We start from the raw sequence: 20,672 nt of genomic DNA, 5'->3' as shown, positions 1-20,672 counted from the left end.
AATGAAGAGGCGTAAAAAAGCCGGTCCGTGCATCACACGGACCGGCCTTCACACGAGGAGATGAATGATTCTGTTTATTTGTAGCCGACGCGATCCAGCATCTGCAACACCTTCTGCTGGTTGGCCCCCACCGCACCGACGTTAATGACTTCGGCCTTGAACGGCCCCATCTTCGCCAGCGCCGGGTTCTCCGTCTTCACGCTCTGCACGGCCGGCCATTCATTGTTGCCTTCGGCGAAGTAACGCTGGGCCGAATCGCTGGCCAGGTATTCCAGGAACTGCACCGCTTCGGCCTTGTGCGGGGCATGCCGGGCCACGCCGCCACCGGCGATGTTCACGTGCGCGCCATAGCTCTTCTGATTGGGCCAGACGATGCCGACCTTCTCCATCAGCGCCACGTCTTCCGGCTTGGTGGAACGCAGCAGGCGCGCCACGTAGTAGGAGTTGGAAATGGCCACGCCGCATTCGCCCGAACCGACCGCCTTGATCTGGTCGGTATCGCCGCCCACCGGCTGGCGCGCCTGGTTGGCGACCATGCCCTTCAACACGGCTTCGGTCTTGGCCGCGCCGTCATGTTCCAGCAGCGCGCCGAACAACGACACGTTGTAGGGATGCGAACCGCTGCGGGTACACAGCTTGCCCTTGTTCTTCGGGTCGGCCAGGGCTTCGTAGGTATCCACGTCTTCCGGCCTGACGCTGGCCTTGTTGTAGACGATCACGCGGGCGCGCGTGGAGAAGCCGAACCACTGCGTGCCTTCGCTGCCTTCCTTGCTGTGCAGGTTGGCGGGAATGCGCTCGTCGAGCAGCCTGGACTTGACCGGCTGGAACAGCCCTTCGCTCTGCGCCTTCCACAGGCGCGCGGCATCGACCAGCAGGATCACGTCGGCCGGGCTGGAGGCGCCTTCGCTCTTCAGGCGCGCCAGGATGCCGGCGTCATCGCCATCGACACGGTTGATCTTGATGCCGGTGGCCTTGGTGAAATCGGCGTAGAGGGCTTCGTCAGTCTGGTAGTGACGCGCCGAGTAGAGATTCAATACCTTTTCCTGCGCGACGCTGGAAGCGGCAATGGCAGCCAGCATGGCGCCGAGGACGAGTTGACGGTGGAACATGGACCATCCTTTTCAAAAAGAGTGAACAACCGCCGTCACAGGAACGGCGTTTTCTTTTGGCGCGGAAGGCGGTCCGGGGATGTGGGACTTGGCTGTCGCAGTGGGCGATCTCGGGATCGCCTCGTTGTGAATTCAGGGCGTGACGCCCGAGCGGTTCATGGACCGCTGGCGACTATATCACAAACAAGAAGCATTATCATCTACGCACATCCATCCGGCGCAGCACGATACGAAAACGCCCTTGCCGGCAGCCGCGCGGCAAGGGCGTGTTCAAGCCGATATGAAGCCGTCAGATGACCTTGACCGCAAAGTCCACACCGATGCCGGCCCACCACTCCTGCTCCTTCTGGAACCAGAAGGAAATGCTCGGATGTTCCTTGATGTAGTCGCGGCGGATCTCCAGGTCGATGCGGCTCTTGAGCTTGACCCGAACCTTGTCCAGGTCCAGCGTGATGTGCGCATGGCGGAACATCACCGCCAGCCGCAAGGCCAGCACCGCCTTGGCGAAATCGACATCGGCCAGCATCTCGCTGATCTTCTTGAGGTTGCCCTTCTGCCCGAGGATCAAGGTGCTCATCAGGCGCTGCTCGCGCGTGGTGAACCCCGGCAGGTCGGCATTGGCGATCATGTAGGCCGAATGCTTGTGATAGCCGGTGGGCGAGACCACCAGGCCGGTTTCATGCAGCAGCGCACTCCAGAACAGATAGCGCGCATAGGAATCGGTGGTCGGCTTCAGGATCTGGAAGAAGCCCAGCGCGGTATCGGCCACGCCATGGGCGCGGGCGGCATCGACATGGAAACGGCGGGCGAACTCTTCCACCGAACGGTCGCGGCGGTCGGCCTTGGTGGCGCGCAACTGCAAGTCCCACATCACACCCATGCGCAGGCCGGCTTCCACCGGCGTGATGACCTCGATACCGAACTCCTGCATGAAGCCGATCAGCACCGCCAGCCCGCCCATGATGACGCCGGCACGGTCCGGCTTCATGCCGTCCAGGGAAATCTGGCTGACGTGGCCGAAATCGATCAGTCGCTGCATCAGCTCAGCCAGGCTGGGCAGCGTGACGCGGCCGTCGCCCATGTTGTTGCGGCGGATGGTATCGGCAATGGCACGCATGGTGCCGGAAGACCCATAGACATTGACGCTGGCCGCATCGAAGCTGAACAGATGCACCGCATCTTCCACATGCGAGCGTGCCGAAATGATGGCGCGCTCGAAGGCTGCCGCCGTGATGGCGCCATCGGGGAAGAAGGCCAGGCTCTGGTTGACGGTACCGATGCCGAAAGATTCGACGTGGCGGATATGTTCGCCCAGGCCACGGATGACTTCGGTGGAACCGCCGCCGATGTCGATGACCATGCGTTCTTCACCGGCATCGGAAAGCACGCCGGCCACGCCCATGTAGATCAGGCGCCCTTCTTCCTCGCCGGAAATAATCTCGACCGGATAGCCGATGGCGCGCTCCAGTTCAGGCAGCAGCTCGGTGGCATTCTTGGCCACGCGCAAGGTATTGGTGGCGACCACCCGCACGGCGGTCAGCGGATAGTCGCGCAGGATGGCGCGAAAGCGCGTGAGCGAATCGATGGCGCTCTGGCAGGCCTGCGGCGTCAGGTTGCCGCTCTTGTCGATACCCGCAGCCAGGCGGATGGGGTCACGCGCGCTCTTGATGACGCGTATGCTGTCGTCCTCATACTTGCCGATGTGCAAGCGAAAACTGTTGGAACCGAGATCTACCGCAGCAAACATGCATTTCCTTTCGCAACGGTTACGGGCGGATGGCCCCGCAACAATTGCTAAATAATTTAAACCGCATCCTGTCTCCCAGCCGACAAGATAATGGGCGCGCATTACACTTTGATGACAGCCTGCACCCTGTAGAATGGCGGCTCAGCGACGTCGTGCTGCGTTGCACATATTATTTTATACAATTTATCCCATTTCCCTTCCATGCCCGGCATTCTTTACCTGGTTCCCAACACGCTGGGAAGCACCAACCTTCCTGCCGAACCCGGCGCAGCGCATCCGCTGGAGGCCATCATCCCGCGCCAGGTGCAGGCCATCGCGGCGCGCCTGGATTATTTCGTGGCCGAGAACGCCAAGACCACGCGCGCCTTCCTCAAACTATTGGGGAGCAATACACCGCTGCTCAAGCCGATCCAGCAAATCCAGATCAGCGAGCTCAACATCAACACGCCAGCCGCCGCCCTGCCCGCCTTGCTGGCGCCGCTGCTGGCGGGCCGTGACGGCGGCCTGATCTCCGAAGCCGGGGTGCCTGCCGTGGCCGACCCTGGCGCCAACCTGGTGCGGCTGGCGCATCAGCATGGCATCCAGGTACGCCCGCTGGTCGGTCCGTCTTCGCTCCTGCTGGCGGTGATGGCCAGCGGATTGAATGGGCAGAGCTTCGCCTTCAATGGCTATCTGCCCACCGATTCCGAAGCGCGCGCCAGGCGCATCGGCCAGCTGGAAGATCGTTCCCGCAAGGAGAAGCAGACCCAGCTGCTGATCGAAACGCCCTATCGCAACGGCGCCATGCTGGAGGCCCTGGCGCAATCCTGCCAGCCGGGCACGCTGATCTGCGTGGCGACCGATCTGTCGCTGCCCACCGAAGCAGTGCGCACGCAGACCGCTGCGCAATGGAAGGCGGCGCTGGCAGCGAACAAGGCGCCGGACTTCCACAAGAAGCCCACGGTGTTCCTGCTGCTGGCCGAATAAGCCCACGCCCGTCACCGCAAAATCAAAAGGCCGGTCGCATCAGCAACCGGCCTTTTGCATGGGGCTGCGGATCGGCTTATCGCAACTGCGACAGCGGTGCCGACATCATGGTCTTGGCAAACCCGGCACCGAAGGCCACGCCAAATTTCTTGAGCACGCGTTCGGAGAGATTCTCGGTCTGGGTGTAGTCCACCACGTCCTCGGCCTTGATCACATCGCGCGCCACGCTGTCGACCGTGCCATAGCCATCGGCCAGGCCCAGCTCGACCGCCTTGGCGCCGGTCCAGACCAGGCCGGAGAAGGTATCCGGGGTTTCCTTCAGACGCGTACCCCGACCCTGGCGCACCACTTCGATGAACTGCTGATGGATCTCCTGCAGCATCGACAGCGCATAGTCACGCTGCTTCGGGCTTTGCGGGCTGAAGGGATCGAGGAAGCTCTTGTTCTCGCCAGCCGTCAGCAGACGACGCTCCACGCCCAGCTTGTCCATCAGGCCGGTGAAACCGAAGCCATCCATCAACACGCCCACCGAACCGATCAGGCTGGCCTTGTTGACGTAGATCTTGTCGGCCGCCACGGCGATGTAATAGCCACCGGAGGCGCACATTTCCTCGACCACCACGTAGATCGGTTTCTTGGGGTATTCCTTGCGCAGGCGGGTGATCTCGTCATTGATCATGCCGGCCTGCACGGGGCTGCCGCCGGGACTGTTGATCTTCAGGATCACGCCCACCGAATCGCTGGCGGCGAAGGCCTTGTCCAGTGCCGGGATGACCACGGCCGCCGACCCCTGGCCTTCGGATTCGATGGTGCCGCGGATCTCGACCAGGGCGGTATGCGGACCCAGCGGCTCGCTCTCGATCTTGTTGTAGGCAAAGGCCATCCAGCCACCGACCACAATCACCGCCAGGATGGCAATGCGGAAGAACACACCCCAGCGACGCCGGGCGCGCTGTTCCTTGACGGCGAACAGCGCCAGTTTTTCCAGGACATCACGCTCCCAGCCGCTTTTCTTGTCCTCGCGCACGCTGGCGGGGATGGACGAAGACGGCGGCGCAGAAGCCGGAGAGGAGGAAGACTGAGGGGGACGGTCTTGCGGGTTTTCAGATTCGTTGTTGCTCATAGGCTCACTCTAGGCAGCGCCAACGCGCTGCACTGGTTTTTCCGCGAAGCTCATGCCTCGGCGGGCTGAACGATGTCATCCGGACGCCAAACCACCTGGCCGTCGCGCTCCATCGTCATGATCTTACGCAAATGCGCGCCGGTACAAGGTCCGCCTTTGCATTTTCCGGTATCGGGCGCATAAACCGCGCCGTGTGTTGCGCACATGAGATACAGGCCGCTGGATTCAAAGAATTCTCCCTCGGCCCAATCCAGTTCGACGGGCACATGCGCACAGCGGTTCAGGTAACCGTACACCACCCCGCCATAACGTACCACGAAGCCCGTGGCCGCTTCCCCATGCACCCGCACCGCAAAGCGCTTGCCCAGGCCGCCCTCCAGGAGGGCGCTTGAGGGGCAGATGAAGATATCTTCAGGTGTCGTCACGGGCAGCCGCCTCAGGCGTGCTCATTGAGCCATTGATGCAGCTCACGGATCGAACGGGCTGAATAAAGTGGCGCCAAACTCTGCAATTGCTCCGGCGGATGCGCCCCGAACTCCACCGCCACGCCCTTGGCACCGGCATTGAGGGCCATCTGCAGGTCGTGGGTGGTGTCGCCGATCATCAGGGTGCGGTGCATGTCCTGGCCCAGTTCGCGGGTCAGTTCCTGCAGCATGGCCGGATGCGGCTTGGAGAAGGTCTCATCGGCACAGCGGGTGGCATCGAACTTGGAGAGCAAGCCGGTGGTATTCATGGCCCGGTTCAGCCCGACCCGGCTCTTGCCGGTGGCCACCGCCAGGAAGTAACCCTGCTGCGACAGGTCGGCCAGCATCTCGGGCACGCCGTCGAAGAGGGTCAGGTCCTTGTCCTGGCCGAGATAGTGATGCCGGTAGCGCTCCACGATGCGCGGATAGTACTTCGGGTCCACATCCGGAATGGCCGCCTGCATGGCATCCTGCAAGCCCAGGCCGATCACGTAGGACGCGGCGCTCTTGTCAGGAATGGGCAGGCCCAGGTCGCGTGCGGCCGCCTGGATGCAGCGCACGATGGTGGAGGTGCTGTCCATCAGGGTGCCGTCCCAGTCGAAAACGATCAGGTCAAATTGCTTTCTTGCCATGTGTCGAGCTCTTTCCGCTGGCATGTCCTCCCTGATTGCCGGATCGGCAATTGGCAGATGGACATGCGATTGTGTTAATGCCGGGCAGAAAGTATCACATCCCGGCCCACTGCGTGCACCCCTTCACTGTTCTGTCCCGGCCAGCATGTTGTGCGGCAACAGGTCGCCCTCGGCGCCGCCTTCGAGACTGCGCAGGAAACGCGCGCATTCATCGGGCAGGCCGGCCTTCAGGGTCACCGTTTCGCCGCTCTCGGGATGGCGGAAGCTGATGCGCCAGGCATGCAGGAACATGCGCTTGAAGGCGATGCGGCTGCCATCGGCTTTCTGCAGGGCCTTGTTGAGGGTGAAATCGCCGTACTTGTCGTCGCCCACGATGGGAAAGCCGCTGGAAGACAGGTGCACCCGGATCTGATGGGTGCGACCGGTCTTCAGTTCAGCTTCCAGCAGCGCAAATTCACCGAAGCGGCGCAAGAGCGAAAAGATGGTGTGCGAAGGCTGGCCATCGGCCTGCACGCGCACACGGCGCTCGCCATCCGGGGTGCTGTACTTGAAGAGCGGCAACTTCACGTGCTGGCGGGCATTCTTCCAGTCGCCCTGCACCAGCGTGAAATAGCGCTTGTCGGTAGTGCCTTCGCGCATCTGGTCATGCAGGTTGGTCAGGGCCGAGCGCTTCTTGGCGATCAGCAGCACGCCCGAGGTATCGCGGTCCAGGCGGTGCACCAGTTCCAGGAACTTGGCCTGGGGGCGCGCGGCGCGCAGTTGCTCGATCACGCCATAGCTCACGCCCGAGCCGCCATGGACGGCCACGCCGGCGGGCTTGTCGATGACCAGCAGGTGGCTGTCTTCCAGCAGGATGCGGAATTCGGCGCCGGGCACCACCTGTTCTTGCTTCTCTGCAACTCGTATTGGCGGCACGCGCACCACGTCGCCTTCGGCCAGACGGTAGGTCTGGTCGATGCGGCCCTTGTTGACGCGCACCTCGCCCGAGCGCAGGACACGGTAGATATGACTCTTGGGCACACCCTTGCAGATACGCAGCAGGAAATTGTCGATCCGCTGCCCGGCTTCTTCGTCAGAAATGGTCAGCAACTGCACCTGGGGAAGGTTCTGCGAGGCTGCTTCGCTCCGGGAGGCGGGCGCGGCTGCGGCGCTTTCAGAAGCCCCCCTAGAAAATCTCGCTAAGTCCTTCATTTTGAATATATAATCGTTTGACGCCGATCAAAAAACGGCGTCAGTAGAATAAAAAATGAACATTCTACACAAGAGGAGTCTTCGTCAGCCTCGCTCATTTGCAAAATAGACGAAGGGGGCCCCGAAAACCACGACGCGCGGCATCGCAGACGCAATAAAAGCGCTGCAACGGTTGACAATACAGCCGATCATGCCGCTTGCCTGGTCCACGTAAAGGCCTCGAAACGAGTACGCACCTTCCCTGCGCGAGTTCAGTTTGCACCGCAGTTGCAATCGGACAGCGCGCCTGGAAGTGGAACAGAATTGTTTGGATCATCAGGATAAAAGTCTGGCAAGACTCGCATCCGGTGTTCCGGTTCAGGTCCGCAGCGCACAGCCCCCGGCAAAGCAGTATCTTGCAGCGCAACCGGCAGCAGGCTCATCCGCCCGCCCCTCTTGCAGCGCATTGCCCGGGCCAATGCCGCAGTCCTGGCCGAAGCACCGCGAAGCTTGCCGGTTGATGCAACAGAACCCGATCGCCGTCGCCAACCCATCATCATGTTACGTTTGGCTCCACAGACCAGCTTACCGTCCGCAGTTGCCTGCGCGACCGCCTATGGCGGAGCGCGCGGCGCGGATACGGTGCTGCCCGGCGTTCCCGTCTGCCGCATCCGCGCCCCCTTGTGCTGGAGCGCCTTCTAAGGCGCACTCACACAATCAAGGCAATTCCCTCCCCAATCACTTCGTTCTCGCGTACATCCCCTGTACTTTTGGCCCGCTACCACATACGGACGGGCCATTTGAAGGATCTTCGGATCCCGGAGTGAAAACATGAAACGTATGTTGTTCAACGCCACGCAGCAGGAAGAACTGCGCGTAGCGATCGTCGACGGTCAGAAACTGATCGACATCGACATCGAAACCACCGGACGCGAGCAGCGCAAGTCCAACATCTACAAGGGCGTCATCACCCGCATCGAGCCCTCGCTGGAAGCCTGCTTCGTCAACTACGGCGAAGAACGCCACGGCTTCCTGCCCTTCAAGGAAGTGGCCCGCACCTATTTCAAGGAAGGCATTGACGTCCGCAACGCCAGCATCAAGGAAGCGCTGCGCGAAGGCCAGGAAATCATCGTCCAGGTCGAGAAGGAAGAACGCGGCAACAAGGGCGCTGCCCTGACCTCGTTCATCTCCCTGGCCGGCCGCTACCTGGTGCTCATGCCCAACAACCCGCGCGGCGGCGGCGTCTCGCGCCGTGTCGAAGGCGAAGACCGCCAGGAACTGCGCGAGACCATGGACAAGCTGGACCTGCCCAGCGGCATGTCCGTCATCGCCCGCACCGCCGGCATCGGCCGCAACGTCGATGAACTGCAGTGGGACCTGAACTACCTGATGCAACTCTGGCGCGCCATCGAAGGCGCCGGCCAGTCCGGCTCGGGTGCCTTCCTGATCTACCAGGAATCCTCGCTGGTCATCCGCGCCATCCGCGACTACTTCCAGCCCGACATCGGCGAAATCCTGATCGACACCGACGACATCCACGACCAGGCCCAGCAGTTCATGGCCCACGTGATGCCGGACATGGTTCACCGCGTCAAGCGCTACCGCGATGATGTGCCGCTGTTCTCGCGCTTCCAGATCGAACACCAGATCGAGACCGCCTACTCGCGCACGGTCCCGCTGCCCTCGGGCGGCGCCATCGTCATCGACCACACCGAAGCGCTGGTGTCGGTGGACGTCAACTCGGCACGCGCCACCCGTGGCAGCGACATCGAAACCACCGCCTTCAACACCAACCTCGAAGCCGCCGATGAAGTGGCCCGCCAGTTGCGCCTGCGCGACCTGGGCGGCCTGATCGTGATCGACTTCATCGACATGGAGAATTCCAAGAACCAGCGTGAAGTCGAAGGCCGTCTCAAGGACGCCCTGCACTACGACCGCGCCCGCGTTCAGATGGGCAAGATCTCCCGCTTCGGCCTGATGGAACTGTCGCGCCAGCGCCTGCGCCCCTCGCTCTCCGAAGGCAGCCACGTGACCTGCCCGCGCTGCAACGGCACCGGCCACATCCGCGATACCGAATCCTCCGCCCTGCAGGTGCTGCGCATCATCCAGGAAGAGGCCATGAAGGAAAATTCAGCCGCCATCCACGTGCAAGCGCCGGTGGACGTGGCTGCCTTCCTGCTCAATGAAAAACGGGGCGAAATCCTGAAGATCGAGACGCGCCATCGCGTCACCGTCATCATGATCCCCAACAAGCACCTGGAAACCCCGCACTACAAGATGGAACGGATCAAGCACGACGATCCGCGCCTGGACGACGCCCAAGCCAGCTACGCCATGGCCGAGCAGGCCGATACCGACATCGGCTACAGCAAGCGCCAGAAGGACGAAGTGCGTCCGCGCCAGGAAGCCGTGGTCAAGGGCATCACCCCCGACCAGCCGGCGCCCATCGTCGAACGCAAGGCACCGGAGCCGGTCGCGGCCCCCGTGCCGCCGCCGACTCTGGCTCCCGAATCGGGCCTGCTGGGCAAGATCTTCGCCTTCTTCCGCAAGAAACCGGTCGCTCCGGTGGAAGCCCCGGCACCGGTCGAAGCCAAGGCTCCGGCCAAGCGCGAAGGCGAGCGCAGCGGCCGTGGTGGCGACCGCAATGGCCGCAACCGCAACCGTGGTGAACGCGCTGAGCGTGGTGGCGAGCGCGCCGAACGTGGCGAACGCAATGCCGAGCAGCGTGCAGCACGCGGCCCGGCCGCCGTCGAACTGAAGACGGGCGACGCCACCGAAGCCAAGCAGGCCCGTGCACCGCGTGGCCCGCGCGAACCCAAGGAAGGCCGCGAGCCGCGTGAAGGCCGTGAACTCCGTGAAGGCCGTGAACCGCGCGAGACCCGTGAAGCCCTGCCCCGCGAAGGCCAGGAGCCCAAGGAAGCGCGCCGCAATGAGCCCCGCGAACCTCGTGAACCGCGTGAAGCCCGCGAGCCGCGTGAAGGTCGCGAAGGCCGCGAACCGCGTGAACCGCGCCAGCCCCGTGAACCGCGCGCACCGCGTGGCGAACGCAAGGACCCCAAGGCCGAGGAAGGTCTGCCGCTGGAGGCCGCACTGGCTGCCGGTGCCGCGACCGCAGGCGTGGCCGTGGCCGCCGGTGCCGTCGCCCTGTCCAATGACGCACAGGCCGCCCAGCTCGACGTGGGACAAGTGGAAGCTACCGAAGGCGTGGAAGGTGTCGAAGGTACGGAAGCTGCCGAAGGCGGCACCGAGCCGCGTCGTCGTCGTCGCCGTGGCGGTCGCAACCGTCATCGTCGCGAACGCGATGAGAACGGCAACGTGATCGAAAACGGCGAAGGTGAAGCTGCTGACCAGTCCGACGCCGCTGAAGGCGCCGAACCGGCATTCGTGGCCAGCGCCGCAGCCGTCAGTGTGAACGCCGAGACCGTCGTGGCCGACTCCTCGGCTGCGCCGGTGGAAGTCGCCCAGGCTGCCGTGGCCCAGGCTTCCTTCGCCGCCTCGCCGGTGCCGCAACAAGCCCAGCCCGACGCCGCTGTCCAGGTCGAAAGCGGCGTGAACTCGGTGGAAGCCGTGGCCGCTGCGGCTGCCGAAGCGACCCAGGCCGTGTTCTCGAACCAGCCTGCCATCGAACCGGCTGCACCGTCCATCGATGCCAGCTTCGCCCCGACCCCGGCCTTCGAGCCGGTGCAAGCCCCCGTTGCTGCCCCGGCCGCATCGGAAGCTCCGGTCGATGTGCAGGTGGCGGCTCCGGTGGTGGCCCCTGCTGCGGTGGCCCCGGCCGTGCCGCAACAGATCAGCCTGCTGGATGCCGTCGAAGCCAGCCCGGCTCCGGTGGCCGCCGAACCGGCTCCCGTGGTGGCTGACGCCGCACCGGTCGCTGCTTCCGCAGCCGCTGCCAGCACCGGCAACGGTGCCCAGTGGGACTCGCTGCAGCAGATGCTGTCGCAAGCCGGCCTGACCCTGGCCACTACCGATCCGGCCAAGCTGCGCGCCGCCCAGGAAGCCGCTGCGGCCTTCGTCCCGGCACCGCACGTGCCGCGCGAGCGCAAGCCGCTGCCGCCGCAGTCGACCGAGCCGCTGGTCCAGGTGGAAACCCGCCGTTGAGATGGACCTCAGGGTGTGCCCGCCAGCGGGTGCCCCTGATGGCCTGTACCGTGGCAATGAACAAGGGAGCTTCGGCTCCCTTTTTCATGTCTGCACATCCCGATATGAGGTCTTTGGCGCCCAGGCTCATCGGCAACGGAACGCCTATTTGCGGACAGTTGCCATCCGCTGGCAACGATACAGTTGCGGCGCCCACTGATGCCCTTGCAAGCCAGATCCCGTCCGGGCCGGGCGTTTGGCGGCGACAGGCGCTCAACGTCAGCCGCAGGCATGCGCTATATGCATGATCGTGCATCTACGCCACTGCGCCAGCCGTGCTATCTTTACACACCTGTTACCGCCAGAACGTATGAACAAGCGCGTCATTCCCATCGTCGATTATCGGCAAGCCTCATCCGCCAGCCCGTCAGGTGTCGGCGCGCCGGTGGCCGTCCAGCCTACCGGCCGGCTCTCCGACAGCCTGGGACGTCCGCTGCATGACCTGCGCATTTCAGTCACCGACCGCTGCAATTTCCGCTGCGTCTATTGCATGCCCAAGGATGTCTTCGACAAGCAATACCAGTTCCTGCCGCATTCCGACCTGCTGACCTTCGAGGAGCTGACCCGCGTGGCGGCCCAGTTCGTGGCGCATGGCGTACGCAAGATCCGCCTGACCGGTGGCGAGCCGCTGCTGCGCAAGAACATCGAGACCCTGATCGGCATGCTGGCCGCCCTGTGCACCCCCGACGGCGAGGAAATCGACCTCACCCTGACCACCAATGGCACCCTGCTGAAGCAAAAGGCCGTGGCCCTCAAGGCAGCCGGACTCAAGCGCGTGACGGTCTCGCTGGATTCGCTGGATGACGCGAGCTTTCGCCGCATGAACGACGTCGACTTCCCTGTGGCCCGTGTGCTGGAAGGCATCGAAGCGGCGCACGCTGCCGGCCTCGGTCCGATCAAGATCAACATGGTGGTCAAGAAGGGCGTCAACGACGACCAGATCCTGCCGATGGCACGCTACTTCAAGGGCAGCCCGGCCATCCTGCGCTTCATCGAATACATGGATGTGGGTTCCTCCAACGGCTGGCGCATGGACGAGGTGCTACCCTCCAGCGAGGTGGTACGCCGCATCGCCGCCGAAATGCCGCTGGAAGTGGCCGATCCCAACTACACCGGCGAGACTGCCGAACGCTGGCGCTATGTCGATGGCAGCGGCGAGATCGGCGTGATCTCCAGCGTAACGCAAGCCTTCTGCCAGGATTGCTCGCGCGCGCGCCTGTCCACCGAGGGCAAGGTCTACACCTGCCTGTTTGCCAGCGAAGGGCACGACCTGCGCAGCATCGTGCGCAATGGCAGCAGCGATGCCGAAATTGCCGGTGCCATCGCGGCCCTCTGGGGGCAGCGCGGCGACCGCTATTCCGAACTGCGCAGCGCCATGCAGGACGCGCCGGTGCGCAAGGTCGAGATGTCCTATATCGGCGGCTAGTGCCGCGCGCCTACCCTCCCCGTCTGCATCATGTCTTCCACCGCCAATCTCTACTGCACCAGCCACATTACCGGCCTGGTCCTGGCCGGTGGCCGTGGCACGCGCATGGGCGGCGTGGACAAGGGCCTGCAAGTCCTCCACGGCAAGCCGCTGGTACAGCATGTGCTGGAACGCCTGGCACCGCAGGTCGGCACGCTGGCGATCAACGCCAACCGCTCCCAGCTGGAATATGCGCGCTTCGGCTATCCGGTCTGGCATGACTTGCAGGGGGATTTTCCCGGCCCGCTGGCCGGTCTGCAATGTGGCCTGGCCCATTGCCACACGCCGCTGCTGGCGACCGTCCCGTGCGACTCGCCGCTGATTCCCTATGACCTGGTGGCACACCTCTACGCCGCCCTCAGCGCCCTCAGCGCCAGCGGTGCGCAGGCCGCCATCGCGGTCACTGAAGGCGACCACGGCCGCCAGCGCCATCCTGTATGCTCGCTGCTGCGCACGGACACGCGCGCCTCGCTGGATGCCTTCCTCGCCGCTGGCGAACGCAAGATGGACCGCTGGTTTGCCAGCCTCGCTTGCGTCGAAGTGGCGTTTCCTGACGAACGCGCCTTCTGCAACATCAATACCGGGCTGGAACTGCAACAGCTCGAATCAGAACAATGACCCAACCCAAGACTTCAACGCCCACGCTGCAAGAGATCGTCAGCTGCATCAGCGGCTATGACCCCAACGCCATGACGGTGGCGCGCGCACAAGCCGTGATCCAGGACTTCATCACGCCCATCGAAGCGGTCGAGAAACTGGCTATCCGCAGCGCCCTCTCGCGCGTGCTGGCGCAGGACATCATTTCCCGCATCGACGTGCCGGCCCACGACAATTCAGCCATGGATGGCTACGCCCTGCGCGGCGAGGAGGTGGCCGAGGGCAAGCAAGTGCGCCTGCAGATCATCGGCGCGGTGCATGCAGGCGAGCGCTTTGCAGGCAGCGTCGGCCCCGGCCAGTGCGTGCGCATCATGACCGGCGCGCCGATGCCGGAAGGCTGCGATACCGTGATCCCGCAGGAACTGACCACGCACGCCGATGCACAAGGCGTCACCCTGCCGGCTGGCCGCGTGCGCCCCGGCGACAACCGCCGACTGCGCGGTGAAGACCTGGCCCTGGGCAGCGTAGCCCTGCCGCGCGGCCGGGTGCTGCGCCCTTCCGACATCGGCCTGCTGGCTTCTCTGGGCATCGCCGAAGTGCCGGTGCAGCGCCGTTTGCGCGTGGCCTTTTTCTCTACCGGCGACGAGTTGCGTTCGGTGGGTGAACCGCTCGATGCCGGTTGCGTGTATGACTCCAACCGCTACACGCTGCACGGCATGCTGACCCGCCTGGGCTGTGATGTGCTGGACCTGGGTGTGGTGCCGGACGATCCGGCCGCCCTGGAAGCGGCCTTCCGCAGCGCCTGCGAGCAAGCCGATGCCGTCATCACCTCCGGCGGCGTCTCGGTCGGTGCAGCGGACTACACCAAGCAGATCATGGCCAAGCTGGGTGAGATGAGCTTCTGGAAAATCGCCATGCGCCCGGGCCGGCCACTGGCTTTCGGCCGCATCAGTTCGCGCGGGCGCGATGCCTATCTGTTCGGCCTGCCCGGCAATCCTGTGGCGGTGACGGTGAGCTTTTCCTTCTTCGTGCGCGACGCCCTGCTGCGCCTGGCCGGTGCCGAAGCCAATCCGCTGCCGCGTCTGCGTGTGCAGACCGCAACAGCGATCCGCAAGAAGGCTGGCCGCACCGAATACCAGCGCGGCATCCTGGCCCCTGATGAAGAGGGCCGATGGCGCGTGCGCCTGACCGGCATGCAGGGTTCCGGCATCCTGCGCTCGATGTCGGATGCCAATTGCATCATCGAGCTGGAACATGAACGCGGCGACGTGGCGGCGGGCGAAGAGGTGGCGGTGGTGCTGTTCGACGGACTGGTCTGACACGGCTGCGGCGCACATGAACAAAAAGGACGGCAAGCCGTCCTTTTTCGCATGAGCACTTGCGCAGCCTCACACGCCGTCTGCATCCTCGCCAAGATCCGGCTCGCCGGTACCCAAGAGCTTCTGCGCATTCTCCACCGGCAGGGCTTCCACCGACTTGAGCTTGCGCGTCATCTGACGGGTCCGGGTCTCGGCCTGGTCGATGTTCTTGGCCACGCGTTCCAGCGCACTCTTGGTGGAGGCCAGCACTTCGCCGAACTTGCCGAACTCGGTCTTGACCGCGCCCAGCACCTGCCATACTTCCGAGGAGCGCTTCTCCAGCGCCAGCGTGCGAAAACCCATCTGCAAGCTGTTGAGCAGGGCCGACAAGGTGGACGGGCCGGCAATTGTCACCCGACAGGTGCGCTGCAATTCATCCGACAATCCCGGCCGGCGCATCACCTCCGCATACAACCCTTCGGTAGGCAGGAAGAGGATGGCGAAGTCGGTCGTCAGGGGCGGCGACAGGTATTTCTCGGCAATCGTCCTGGCCTCCCCGCGCACGGCGCGTTCCAGCTCGCGGCCGGCCGTGGCGACGCCCTCGGCATCGGCACGTTCGGCGGCATCGACCAGGCGCTCGTACTGTTCCTTGGGGAATTTGGCGTCGATGGGCATCCAGACCTGGCCCGCGTCTTCCTTGGCACCCGGCAGGCGGATGGCGAATTCCACCCGCTCGCCGCTGGCCGGGACGGTCTCGACGTTCTTGGCGTACTGGTCGGGAGTGAGCATCTGTTCCAGCAGGATTTCCAGCTGCACTTCGCCCCAGGTGCCGCGCGTCTTCACATTGGTCAGCACGCGCTTCAAGTCGCCCACGCCGGTGGCCAGTTGCTGCATCTCGCCCAGGCCCTGGTGCACCTTGTCCAGCCGGTCCGAGACCAGCTTGAAGGATTCACCCAGGCGCTGCTCCAGCGTGGCATGCAGTTTCTCATCCACGGTCTTGCGCATCTCTTCCAGCTTGTGCGCGTTGTCGTTCTGCAGGTCCTTGATCTTGGCTTCGAGCGTAGCGCGCACCTCGGCCATGCGCTGGGCGTTCGATTCGGTCAGCGCCGACAGTTGCTGGTTCAGCGTATCGCCGAAACGCTTGAGCGACATGGCCTGCTCTTCGCGGTTGACCTGCGCCTGCAGCGTGATGGACTGGCGCATGCTCTCCAGTTGCTGGGCATTGCTCTCGTTCAATTTCACCAGTTGCTGCGCGAAGCCATCGATCTGCTGGTTCTGCAGCCCGGCCACGCTGGACATCTGCGTGGCCAGCGTCTGCTGCAACTGGGCGAAATTGGCGCCCAGCTCCTGGCGTGTGCTCTGGGCGCTGGCCTGTACCTGGGCACGCAGCTCGCGCTCGATGCGCTCGCCCGTGTCCTGCTGATGGCGCTGCAGGTCTTGCTTGACCTGCAGCAACGCATCTTCGATCACCAGCGCGGTGTCGTCATCCTGCCGCTGGCTGCCACGCAGCAGGATCAGCACTTGCAGCACAAGGCCGACCACCACCAGGCCGGCCAGGATCATTTCAAAAAGGGACATGAGACCAATCCAGGGCGATTCATTCGGGCTTGTTGCGCATCCAGTCGGCCGTCTGGTAGAGCGCCGCCAGCAGGCGCTTCATCAGGTCTTCCGGCAGGCCCACGTCCTGCATGGCCCAGGTCATGCAGCGCAGCCACTGGTCACGCTCCGAGATGCCGATGGGGAAAGGCAGATGGCGCGCCCGCAGACGCGGATGGCCGAATTTTTCCATGTACAGGCTGGGACCGCCGGTCCAGCCGGAGAGGAACATGTAGGTCTTCTCGCGCGAGCCGTCCAGCGAAGGCGGATGCAGCGCGCGGATGCCGGCGAACTCCGGCTCCAGGTCCATCAGGTCATAGAAACGGTCGACCATCTCGCGCAGCTTGTCAGCGCCGCCGATGAGTTCGAACGTGCTCGGTTGGTTGGGATCTTCGATTTGCATAAGACCGCCATGATACCGCAGCCGGACTGGCGCGTCGGCGCAGTCCGGCAGCTGTTGCCGGCTTTCTTGATCTGCTTCGGATCAGGCCTCGCGCAAGGTCTGCAAGGGCGGACGGCGCAGCACATGGCGCAATCCGGCCCAGCCGCCCAGCGCCGAGCAAGCCGCGCCCAGGCCCATGCCGGCCACCCACACCAGGGGACTGAAGCTCCAGTCGAAATTGAAGACGTAATGCGCCAGCGCCCAGCCAATGCCGGCCGCCCCGCTGGCGGCCAACAGGCCGGCCAGCGAACCCACCAGCAGCACCTCGATGCGCTGGGCGCGGGACAGCTCCTGCCGGGTCGCACCGAGGGCACGCAACAGGCCAGCTTCCCGTACACGTTCATCCTGGGACCCTGCCAGTGCAGCGTACAGTACCAGTACACCTGAACACAAAGTGAACAGGAACAGGAACTCTACAGCTGCAATCACTTGACCGACCACTTCCTGAATCTGTCTCAGTACACTTCCTATGTCCACCACGGTCAGATTGGGAAAATCGCGCGCAAGTGTATTGGCCAGCATCTCCTGCTGCGGTGTCAGGTGTACCGCAGTGATCCAGCTTTGCGGCGTATCGCGCATCAATGTCGGGTTGAGGATCACGAAGAAATTCACCCGCAGTGACCCCCACTCCAGCTTGCGCAGGCTGGTCACCGGCGCCTCCACCAGTTGCCCGGCGATGTCGAATTGCAGGCGGTCGCCCAGCTTAATGCCCAGGGTCTGCGCCAGGCCGCGTTCCACCGAGGCTTCCGGGCGACTGTCGTCGTACCAGCGGCCGGCCACGATGCCATTGCCCGGTGGGATATCGGCCATGGTCGAGAGATTGAATTCACGGTCCACCAGACGCTTGGCGCGGTCTTCCTTGTAATCGTCCGGATTGACGGCACGGCCATTGATCTGCACCAGCCGTCCGCGAATCATCGGATACAGCGCCACATCCTGCACCCCGCCCTGGCGCAGCACCTGCTGCACGCCCTGGCGCTGGTCGGGCTGGATGTTGATGATGAAGCGGTTGGGTGCGTCAGGCGGGGTCGCCTGCTGCCACGCGCCAACCAGATCGCCACGGATCACAGTCAGCAGCAAGAGCGCCATCAGTCCCAGCCCCAGCGCCACCACCTGCATGACGGCCGCGGCCGGACGGCGTTGCAGGCCGTCGATGGCAAAGCGCCAGCTCTGGCGGTCCACCAGCCCGCGCAAGGAACGCAGCGCGCGCAGACAAAGCCAGGCCACCAGCGCGAACAGGCCAAAGCCGCCCAGGAAACCGGCAATGGTCAGTAAACCCAGCTTGAGATCGCCCGCCTGCCACAGCAAGAGACCTGAAAACACCAGCGTGCCCAATCCATAGGTGGCCACGGTGAGCGCCTGCGGTGCGCCCTGCTCGCGGCGGATCACGCGGTTGTGCGGCACGTTGCGCAATTGCAGGATGGGCGGCAGGGCAAACCCGACCAGCAGCAGCAAGCCGGTGGCCACGCCCTGCAGTGCGGGTGCCCAGCCCGGCGGCGGCAAGGCGGTGGGCATGAAACTGCCCAGCCATTGCAGCAGCGCGAAGTGCGCGGCAAAACCGACCAGCATGCCGATGACGCTGGCGGCCAGGCCGATGAGGATGAATTCGGTCAGATAGAGCGTGGTCACCTGCGATTGCGTCATGCCGAAACAGCGCAGCATGGCGCAGGCATCCAGATGGCGCAGCATGAAGCGGCGCGCCGCCATGGCCACGGCCAGCGCGGCCAACATGGCCGACAGCAGCCCGACCAGGGACAGGAACTGCTCGGCGCGGTCCAGCGTGGCGCGCATTTCGGGACGGCCGTTTTCCAGCGATTCCAGACGCACGCCGCGCAATTTCCCGGTGTCGATCTGGCTTTCGATCTGCTTCTGGTAGCGCTGCACCGCCTCGGCCGGCCCGGCGATCAGGAGCCGGTAGGTCACGCGCGAACCGACCTGTATCAGGTGCGTGGCGGCGAGATCGCTTTCACTGAGCATCACACGCGGCGCGAAGTTGACGAAGGCGCTGCCGCGATCCGGTTCCACCGAGATGACGGCCGCGATCTGCAGCGGCAGATCGCCCAGCCTGATGGTCTGGTCCACCTTCACATCCAGCTGCGAGAGGATCTGCGGGTCCACCCACACGGTGCCCGGCCGGGGAATGCCCTCGGCCGGACGGTCAGCGCCATCGGCGCCCTGCAGCCGCACCTGGCCGCGCAGCGGATAGCCTGCGCTGACGGCCTTGATGGACGAGAGCACCGAACGCGCCGTATCGCCCTCGCCGGCCTGGGCCATGCTGGGAAAGACCTGGGTCTGCGCCTGCAGCAAGCCTTGCGCGCCGGCCTGCTGCAGCCATTGGGGCGGCAGCGGCTGATCGGCGGCGATCAGCAGATCGGCCCCCAGCAACTGATGCGCATCGCGCGTCATGCCGGCGCGCATGCGGTCAACGAAGAAACCCACCGAGGACAGGGCCGCCACTGCCACGATCAGCGCGATCAGCAGGAAGCGGAGTTCACCAGTGCGCCAGTCGCGCAGGGTCATGCGCAGTGCTTGTTGGAACATGCGGAAGCCAGGGAAAAAGAATCAGGAAAAATGCCGATAAAAAACTCAGCGCAGCCACACCGCCGCCACGCCCACGGCCAGCAGCACGCAGACGGCGCTCAGCATGCGCAGGCGGCGGCGCATGGCATCCATGGTCGCCACCAGTTGCGCATTCTGCTCGGCCAGGGTGTTGATCAGCTGGCTGGCGTCGAGTTGCTCGGCTTCCAGCTGGGCGATGCGCTGCGCCAGCTGGCCGACGTCGCCCGCGACCGGTGCGGCAGGCGCGGTCTCCACCGCCGTCTTGGCCTTGCGCGTGCGCGACCAGAGATCGCGCGCGCCCTTGACGATGCCGGGGGTGGCCTGGACGACATCGCCCCAGGGAATCAGTTTGATGGCGGATAGCCAGCTCAAGCCCATCTGCAGGTCTCCTCAAGCGGGTTGGATAGGGGCAAGTCGGATACGACTTGTTGCAATTTCGTGGCAGAAACGGACGAACCGGGTAGCTCATCCTTCTTCTAAGACAGGCAAAATGTGATTTTATCCCGACAAGCTGCAAACGCGCCGCGATGCCCTGCAGCCACGGGCCCCTGAGAAACCGGAGTTCCGATCATGAAAGCCCCCCTGTCCCTGCTGGCAGCCGCGCTGCTCCTGAGTGCCGGCAGCGCCTTTGCCGCCGATTGCACCAAGGCCACCACCCAGGCCGAGATGAATGCCTGCGCCTCCGAGACGCTGACCCAGAACGATGCCGATCTCAACGCCACCTACATGGCCTATCGCGACAAGCTGAACAAAGCCAGGCAGAACCAGCTGCGCGAGGTGCAACTGGCCTGGCTGAAGTACCGCGACCTGTCCTGCCGTTTCGAGAGCGCGGCCAGTGCAGGGGGATCGGCGGCCTCGCTGGCACTGCAGACCTGCCTGGCCGACAAGACCCGCCAGCGTGCGGACGAACTGAAGAATCTTGCAGGCTGCAAGGAAGGCGACTTGAACTGCGTGCGCTAGTCAGGACACAAACTTTCATGCTGTAATGCTCGCGTCTGAATACGCAGACAGATTACAGACACACGAATCCACTTGCCCCAGGGAGTCCCTATGAAAAAACTGCTCTTCGCCATGACCACCTTCGCGCTGACCGCTCCGCTGCTGCTCAGCTCCCCTGCGATGGCGCAGAATGCGCAACAGGACAAGATGAAGCAATGCAACGCCGACGCCGCCGGCAAGAAGGGCGACGAGCGCAAGGCCTTCATGTCCTCCTGCCTGAAGAAGGAACAACCCAAGCCGGCCACCCAGCAGGACAAGATGAAGCAATGTAACGCCGACGCTGCCGGCAAGAAGGGCGACGAGCGCAAGGCCTTCATGTCTTCCTGCCTGAAGAAGAACAAATAAACCGGCTCTTCCGGCCCGCC

17 protein-coding genes are annotated in these 20,672 nt (G+C 64.1%); 7 read left to right on the top strand and 10 right to left on the bottom strand.

The window, feature by feature from the left end:
- Positions 1-74 precede the first annotated feature (74 nt).
- Together AACH55_RS08845 and AACH55_RS08840 are read right to left on the bottom strand one after the other, a co-directional pair.
- Positions 75-1,109 carry an extracellular solute-binding protein gene (locus AACH55_RS08845; protein WP_338719062.1) on the bottom strand — a complete coding sequence of 345 codons (1,035 nt, stop codon included), beginning with the start codon at positions 1,107-1,109 and terminating at the stop codon, positions 75-77.
- Between the two features lie 289 nt (positions 1,110-1,398).
- Positions 1,399-2,856, bottom strand: a complete 1,458-nt coding sequence (locus tag AACH55_RS08840; protein WP_338719061.1) for a Ppx/GppA phosphatase family protein — start codon at positions 2,854-2,856, stop codon at positions 1,399-1,401.
- Positions 2,857-3,057: 201 nt separating this feature from the next.
- Between AACH55_RS08840 and AACH55_RS08835 the strand changes: the two genes are divergently transcribed.
- A complete protein-coding gene (locus AACH55_RS08835; protein WP_338719060.1) occupies positions 3,058-3,822 on the top strand; it encodes an SAM-dependent methyltransferase in 765 nt (254 codons plus the stop codon).
- A 76-nt stretch (positions 3,823-3,898) separates the two neighbouring features.
- Here the strand turns inward: AACH55_RS08835 and AACH55_RS08830 are convergent, their stop codons facing one another.
- The 4 genes from AACH55_RS08830 to rluC all read right to left on the bottom strand — a co-directional run bounded on the left by AACH55_RS08830 (position 3,899) and on the right by rluC (position 7,232).
- Positions 3,899-4,945: a S49 family peptidase gene (locus tag AACH55_RS08830; RefSeq protein WP_338719059.1), complete on the bottom strand. Its 1,047-nt coding sequence runs from the start codon at positions 4,943-4,945 to the stop codon at positions 3,899-3,901.
- Between the two features lie 50 nt (positions 4,946-4,995).
- Positions 4,996-5,370 (bottom strand): Rieske 2Fe-2S domain-containing protein, encoded by a 375-nt coding sequence (locus tag AACH55_RS08825; RefSeq protein WP_338719058.1) that lies wholly within the window; start codon positions 5,368-5,370, stop codon positions 4,996-4,998.
- Positions 5,371-5,381: 11 nt separating this feature from the next.
- A complete protein-coding gene (locus tag AACH55_RS08820; RefSeq protein WP_338719057.1) occupies positions 5,382-6,041 on the bottom strand; it encodes an HAD-IIIA family hydrolase in 660 nt (219 codons plus the stop codon).
- Between the two features lie 123 nt (positions 6,042-6,164).
- Positions 6,165-7,232, bottom strand: coding sequence for a 23S rRNA pseudouridine(955/2504/2580) synthase RluC (rluC, locus tag AACH55_RS08815; protein ID WP_338719056.1), 1,068 nt, complete (start codon positions 7,230-7,232; stop codon positions 6,165-6,167).
- An 810-nt stretch (positions 7,233-8,042) separates the two neighbouring features.
- Here rluC and AACH55_RS08810 point away from each other — a divergent pair.
- The 4 genes from AACH55_RS08810 (at position 8,043) to glp (ending at position 14,732) form a co-directional block, all read left to right on the top strand.
- Entirely contained in the window at positions 8,043-11,312 is a 3,270-nt protein-coding gene (locus tag AACH55_RS08810) for an Rne/Rng family ribonuclease (RefSeq protein ID WP_338719055.1), read from the top strand.
- Between the two features lie 349 nt (positions 11,313-11,661).
- A complete protein-coding gene (gene moaA, locus AACH55_RS08805; RefSeq protein WP_338719054.1) occupies positions 11,662-12,777 on the top strand; it encodes a GTP 3',8-cyclase MoaA in 1,116 nt (371 codons plus the stop codon).
- A gap of 30 nt (positions 12,778-12,807) precedes the next feature.
- Positions 12,808-13,434: a molybdenum cofactor guanylyltransferase MobA gene (gene mobA, locus AACH55_RS08800; RefSeq protein WP_338719053.1), complete on the top strand. Its 627-nt coding sequence runs from the start codon at positions 12,808-12,810 to the stop codon at positions 13,432-13,434.
- Positions 13,431-14,732, top strand: coding sequence for a gephyrin-like molybdotransferase Glp (glp, locus tag AACH55_RS08795; RefSeq protein ID WP_338719052.1), 1,302 nt, complete (start codon positions 13,431-13,433; stop codon positions 14,730-14,732). The genes mobA and glp overlap by 4 nt, the downstream gene beginning before the upstream one ends.
- 69 nt (positions 14,733-14,801) lie before the next feature.
- Here the strand turns inward: glp and rmuC are convergent, their stop codons facing one another.
- The 4 genes from rmuC to AACH55_RS08775 form a co-directional block, all read right to left on the bottom strand.
- A complete protein-coding gene (rmuC, locus tag AACH55_RS08790) occupies positions 14,802-16,289 on the bottom strand; it encodes a DNA recombination protein RmuC (protein WP_338719051.1) in 1,488 nt (495 codons plus the stop codon).
- A gap of 19 nt (positions 16,290-16,308) precedes the next feature.
- On the bottom strand, positions 16,309-16,710 hold the full coding sequence (locus tag AACH55_RS08785) for a group II truncated hemoglobin (protein ID WP_338719050.1): 402 nt from the start codon (positions 16,708-16,710) through the stop codon (positions 16,309-16,311).
- Positions 16,711-16,791: 81 nt separating this feature from the next.
- A complete protein-coding gene (locus AACH55_RS08780) occupies positions 16,792-19,290 on the bottom strand; it encodes an FtsX-like permease family protein (RefSeq protein ID WP_338719049.1) in 2,499 nt (832 codons plus the stop codon).
- Between the two features lie 45 nt (positions 19,291-19,335).
- On the bottom strand, positions 19,336-19,686 hold the full coding sequence (locus AACH55_RS08775; protein WP_338719048.1) for a hypothetical protein: 351 nt from the start codon (positions 19,684-19,686) through the stop codon (positions 19,336-19,338).
- Between the two features lie 192 nt (positions 19,687-19,878).
- Between AACH55_RS08775 and AACH55_RS08770 the strand changes: the two genes are divergently transcribed.
- On the top strand, positions 19,879-20,268 hold the full coding sequence (locus AACH55_RS08770; protein ID WP_338719047.1) for a lysozyme inhibitor LprI family protein: 390 nt from the start codon (positions 19,879-19,881) through the stop codon (positions 20,266-20,268).
- Positions 20,269-20,379: 111 nt separating this feature from the next.
- Positions 20,380-20,652, top strand: a complete 273-nt coding sequence (locus AACH55_RS08765) for a PsiF family protein (protein ID WP_338720226.1) — start codon at positions 20,380-20,382, stop codon at positions 20,650-20,652.
- The last annotated feature ends 20 nt before the right edge of the window (positions 20,653-20,672 follow it).

The organism is Herbaspirillum sp. DW155 (genome assembly GCF_037076565.1).
Lineage (GTDB): Bacteria > Pseudomonadota > Gammaproteobacteria > Burkholderiales > Burkholderiaceae_D > Herbaspirillum.
This window is presented reverse-complemented; position numbering and strand designations above follow the sequence as displayed.

Coding starts and splice junctions, on each gene's coding strand:
- AACH55_RS08845 (WP_338719062.1), bottom strand. CDS start 1,109: ATGTTCCACCGTCAACTCGTCCTCGGCGCCATGCTGGCTGCCATTGCC.
- AACH55_RS08840 (WP_338719061.1), bottom strand. CDS start 2,856: ATGTTTGCTGCGGTAGATCTCGGTTCCAACAGTTTTCGCTTGCACATC.
- AACH55_RS08835 (WP_338719060.1), top strand. CDS start 3,058: ATGCCCGGCATTCTTTACCTGGTTCCCAACACGCTGGGAAGCACCAAC.
- AACH55_RS08830 (WP_338719059.1), bottom strand. CDS start 4,945: ATGAGCAACAACGAATCTGAAAACCCGCAAGACCGTCCCCCTCAGTCT.
- AACH55_RS08820 (WP_338719057.1), bottom strand. CDS start 6,041: ATGGCAAGAAAGCAATTTGACCTGATCGTTTTCGACTGGGACGGCACC.
- rluC (WP_338719056.1), bottom strand. CDS start 7,232: ATGAAGGACTTAGCGAGATTTTCTAGGGGGGCTTCTGAAAGCGCCGCA.
- AACH55_RS08810 (WP_338719055.1), top strand. CDS start 8,043: ATGAAACGTATGTTGTTCAACGCCACGCAGCAGGAAGAACTGCGCGTA.
- moaA (WP_338719054.1), top strand. CDS start 11,662: ATGAACAAGCGCGTCATTCCCATCGTCGATTATCGGCAAGCCTCATCC.
- mobA (WP_338719053.1), top strand. CDS start 12,808: ATGTCTTCCACCGCCAATCTCTACTGCACCAGCCACATTACCGGCCTG.
- glp (WP_338719052.1), top strand. CDS start 13,431: ATGACCCAACCCAAGACTTCAACGCCCACGCTGCAAGAGATCGTCAGC.
- rmuC (WP_338719051.1), bottom strand. CDS start 16,289: ATGTCCCTTTTTGAAATGATCCTGGCCGGCCTGGTGGTGGTCGGCCTT.
- AACH55_RS08785 (WP_338719050.1), bottom strand. CDS start 16,710: ATGCAAATCGAAGATCCCAACCAACCGAGCACGTTCGAACTCATCGGC.
- AACH55_RS08780 (WP_338719049.1), bottom strand. CDS start 19,290: ATGTTCCAACAAGCACTGCGCATGACCCTGCGCGACTGGCGCACTGGT.
- AACH55_RS08775 (WP_338719048.1), bottom strand. CDS start 19,686: ATGGGCTTGAGCTGGCTATCCGCCATCAAACTGATTCCCTGGGGCGAT.
- AACH55_RS08770 (WP_338719047.1), top strand. CDS start 19,879: ATGAAAGCCCCCCTGTCCCTGCTGGCAGCCGCGCTGCTCCTGAGTGCC.
- AACH55_RS08765 (WP_338720226.1), top strand. CDS start 20,380: ATGACCACCTTCGCGCTGACCGCTCCGCTGCTGCTCAGCTCCCCTGCG.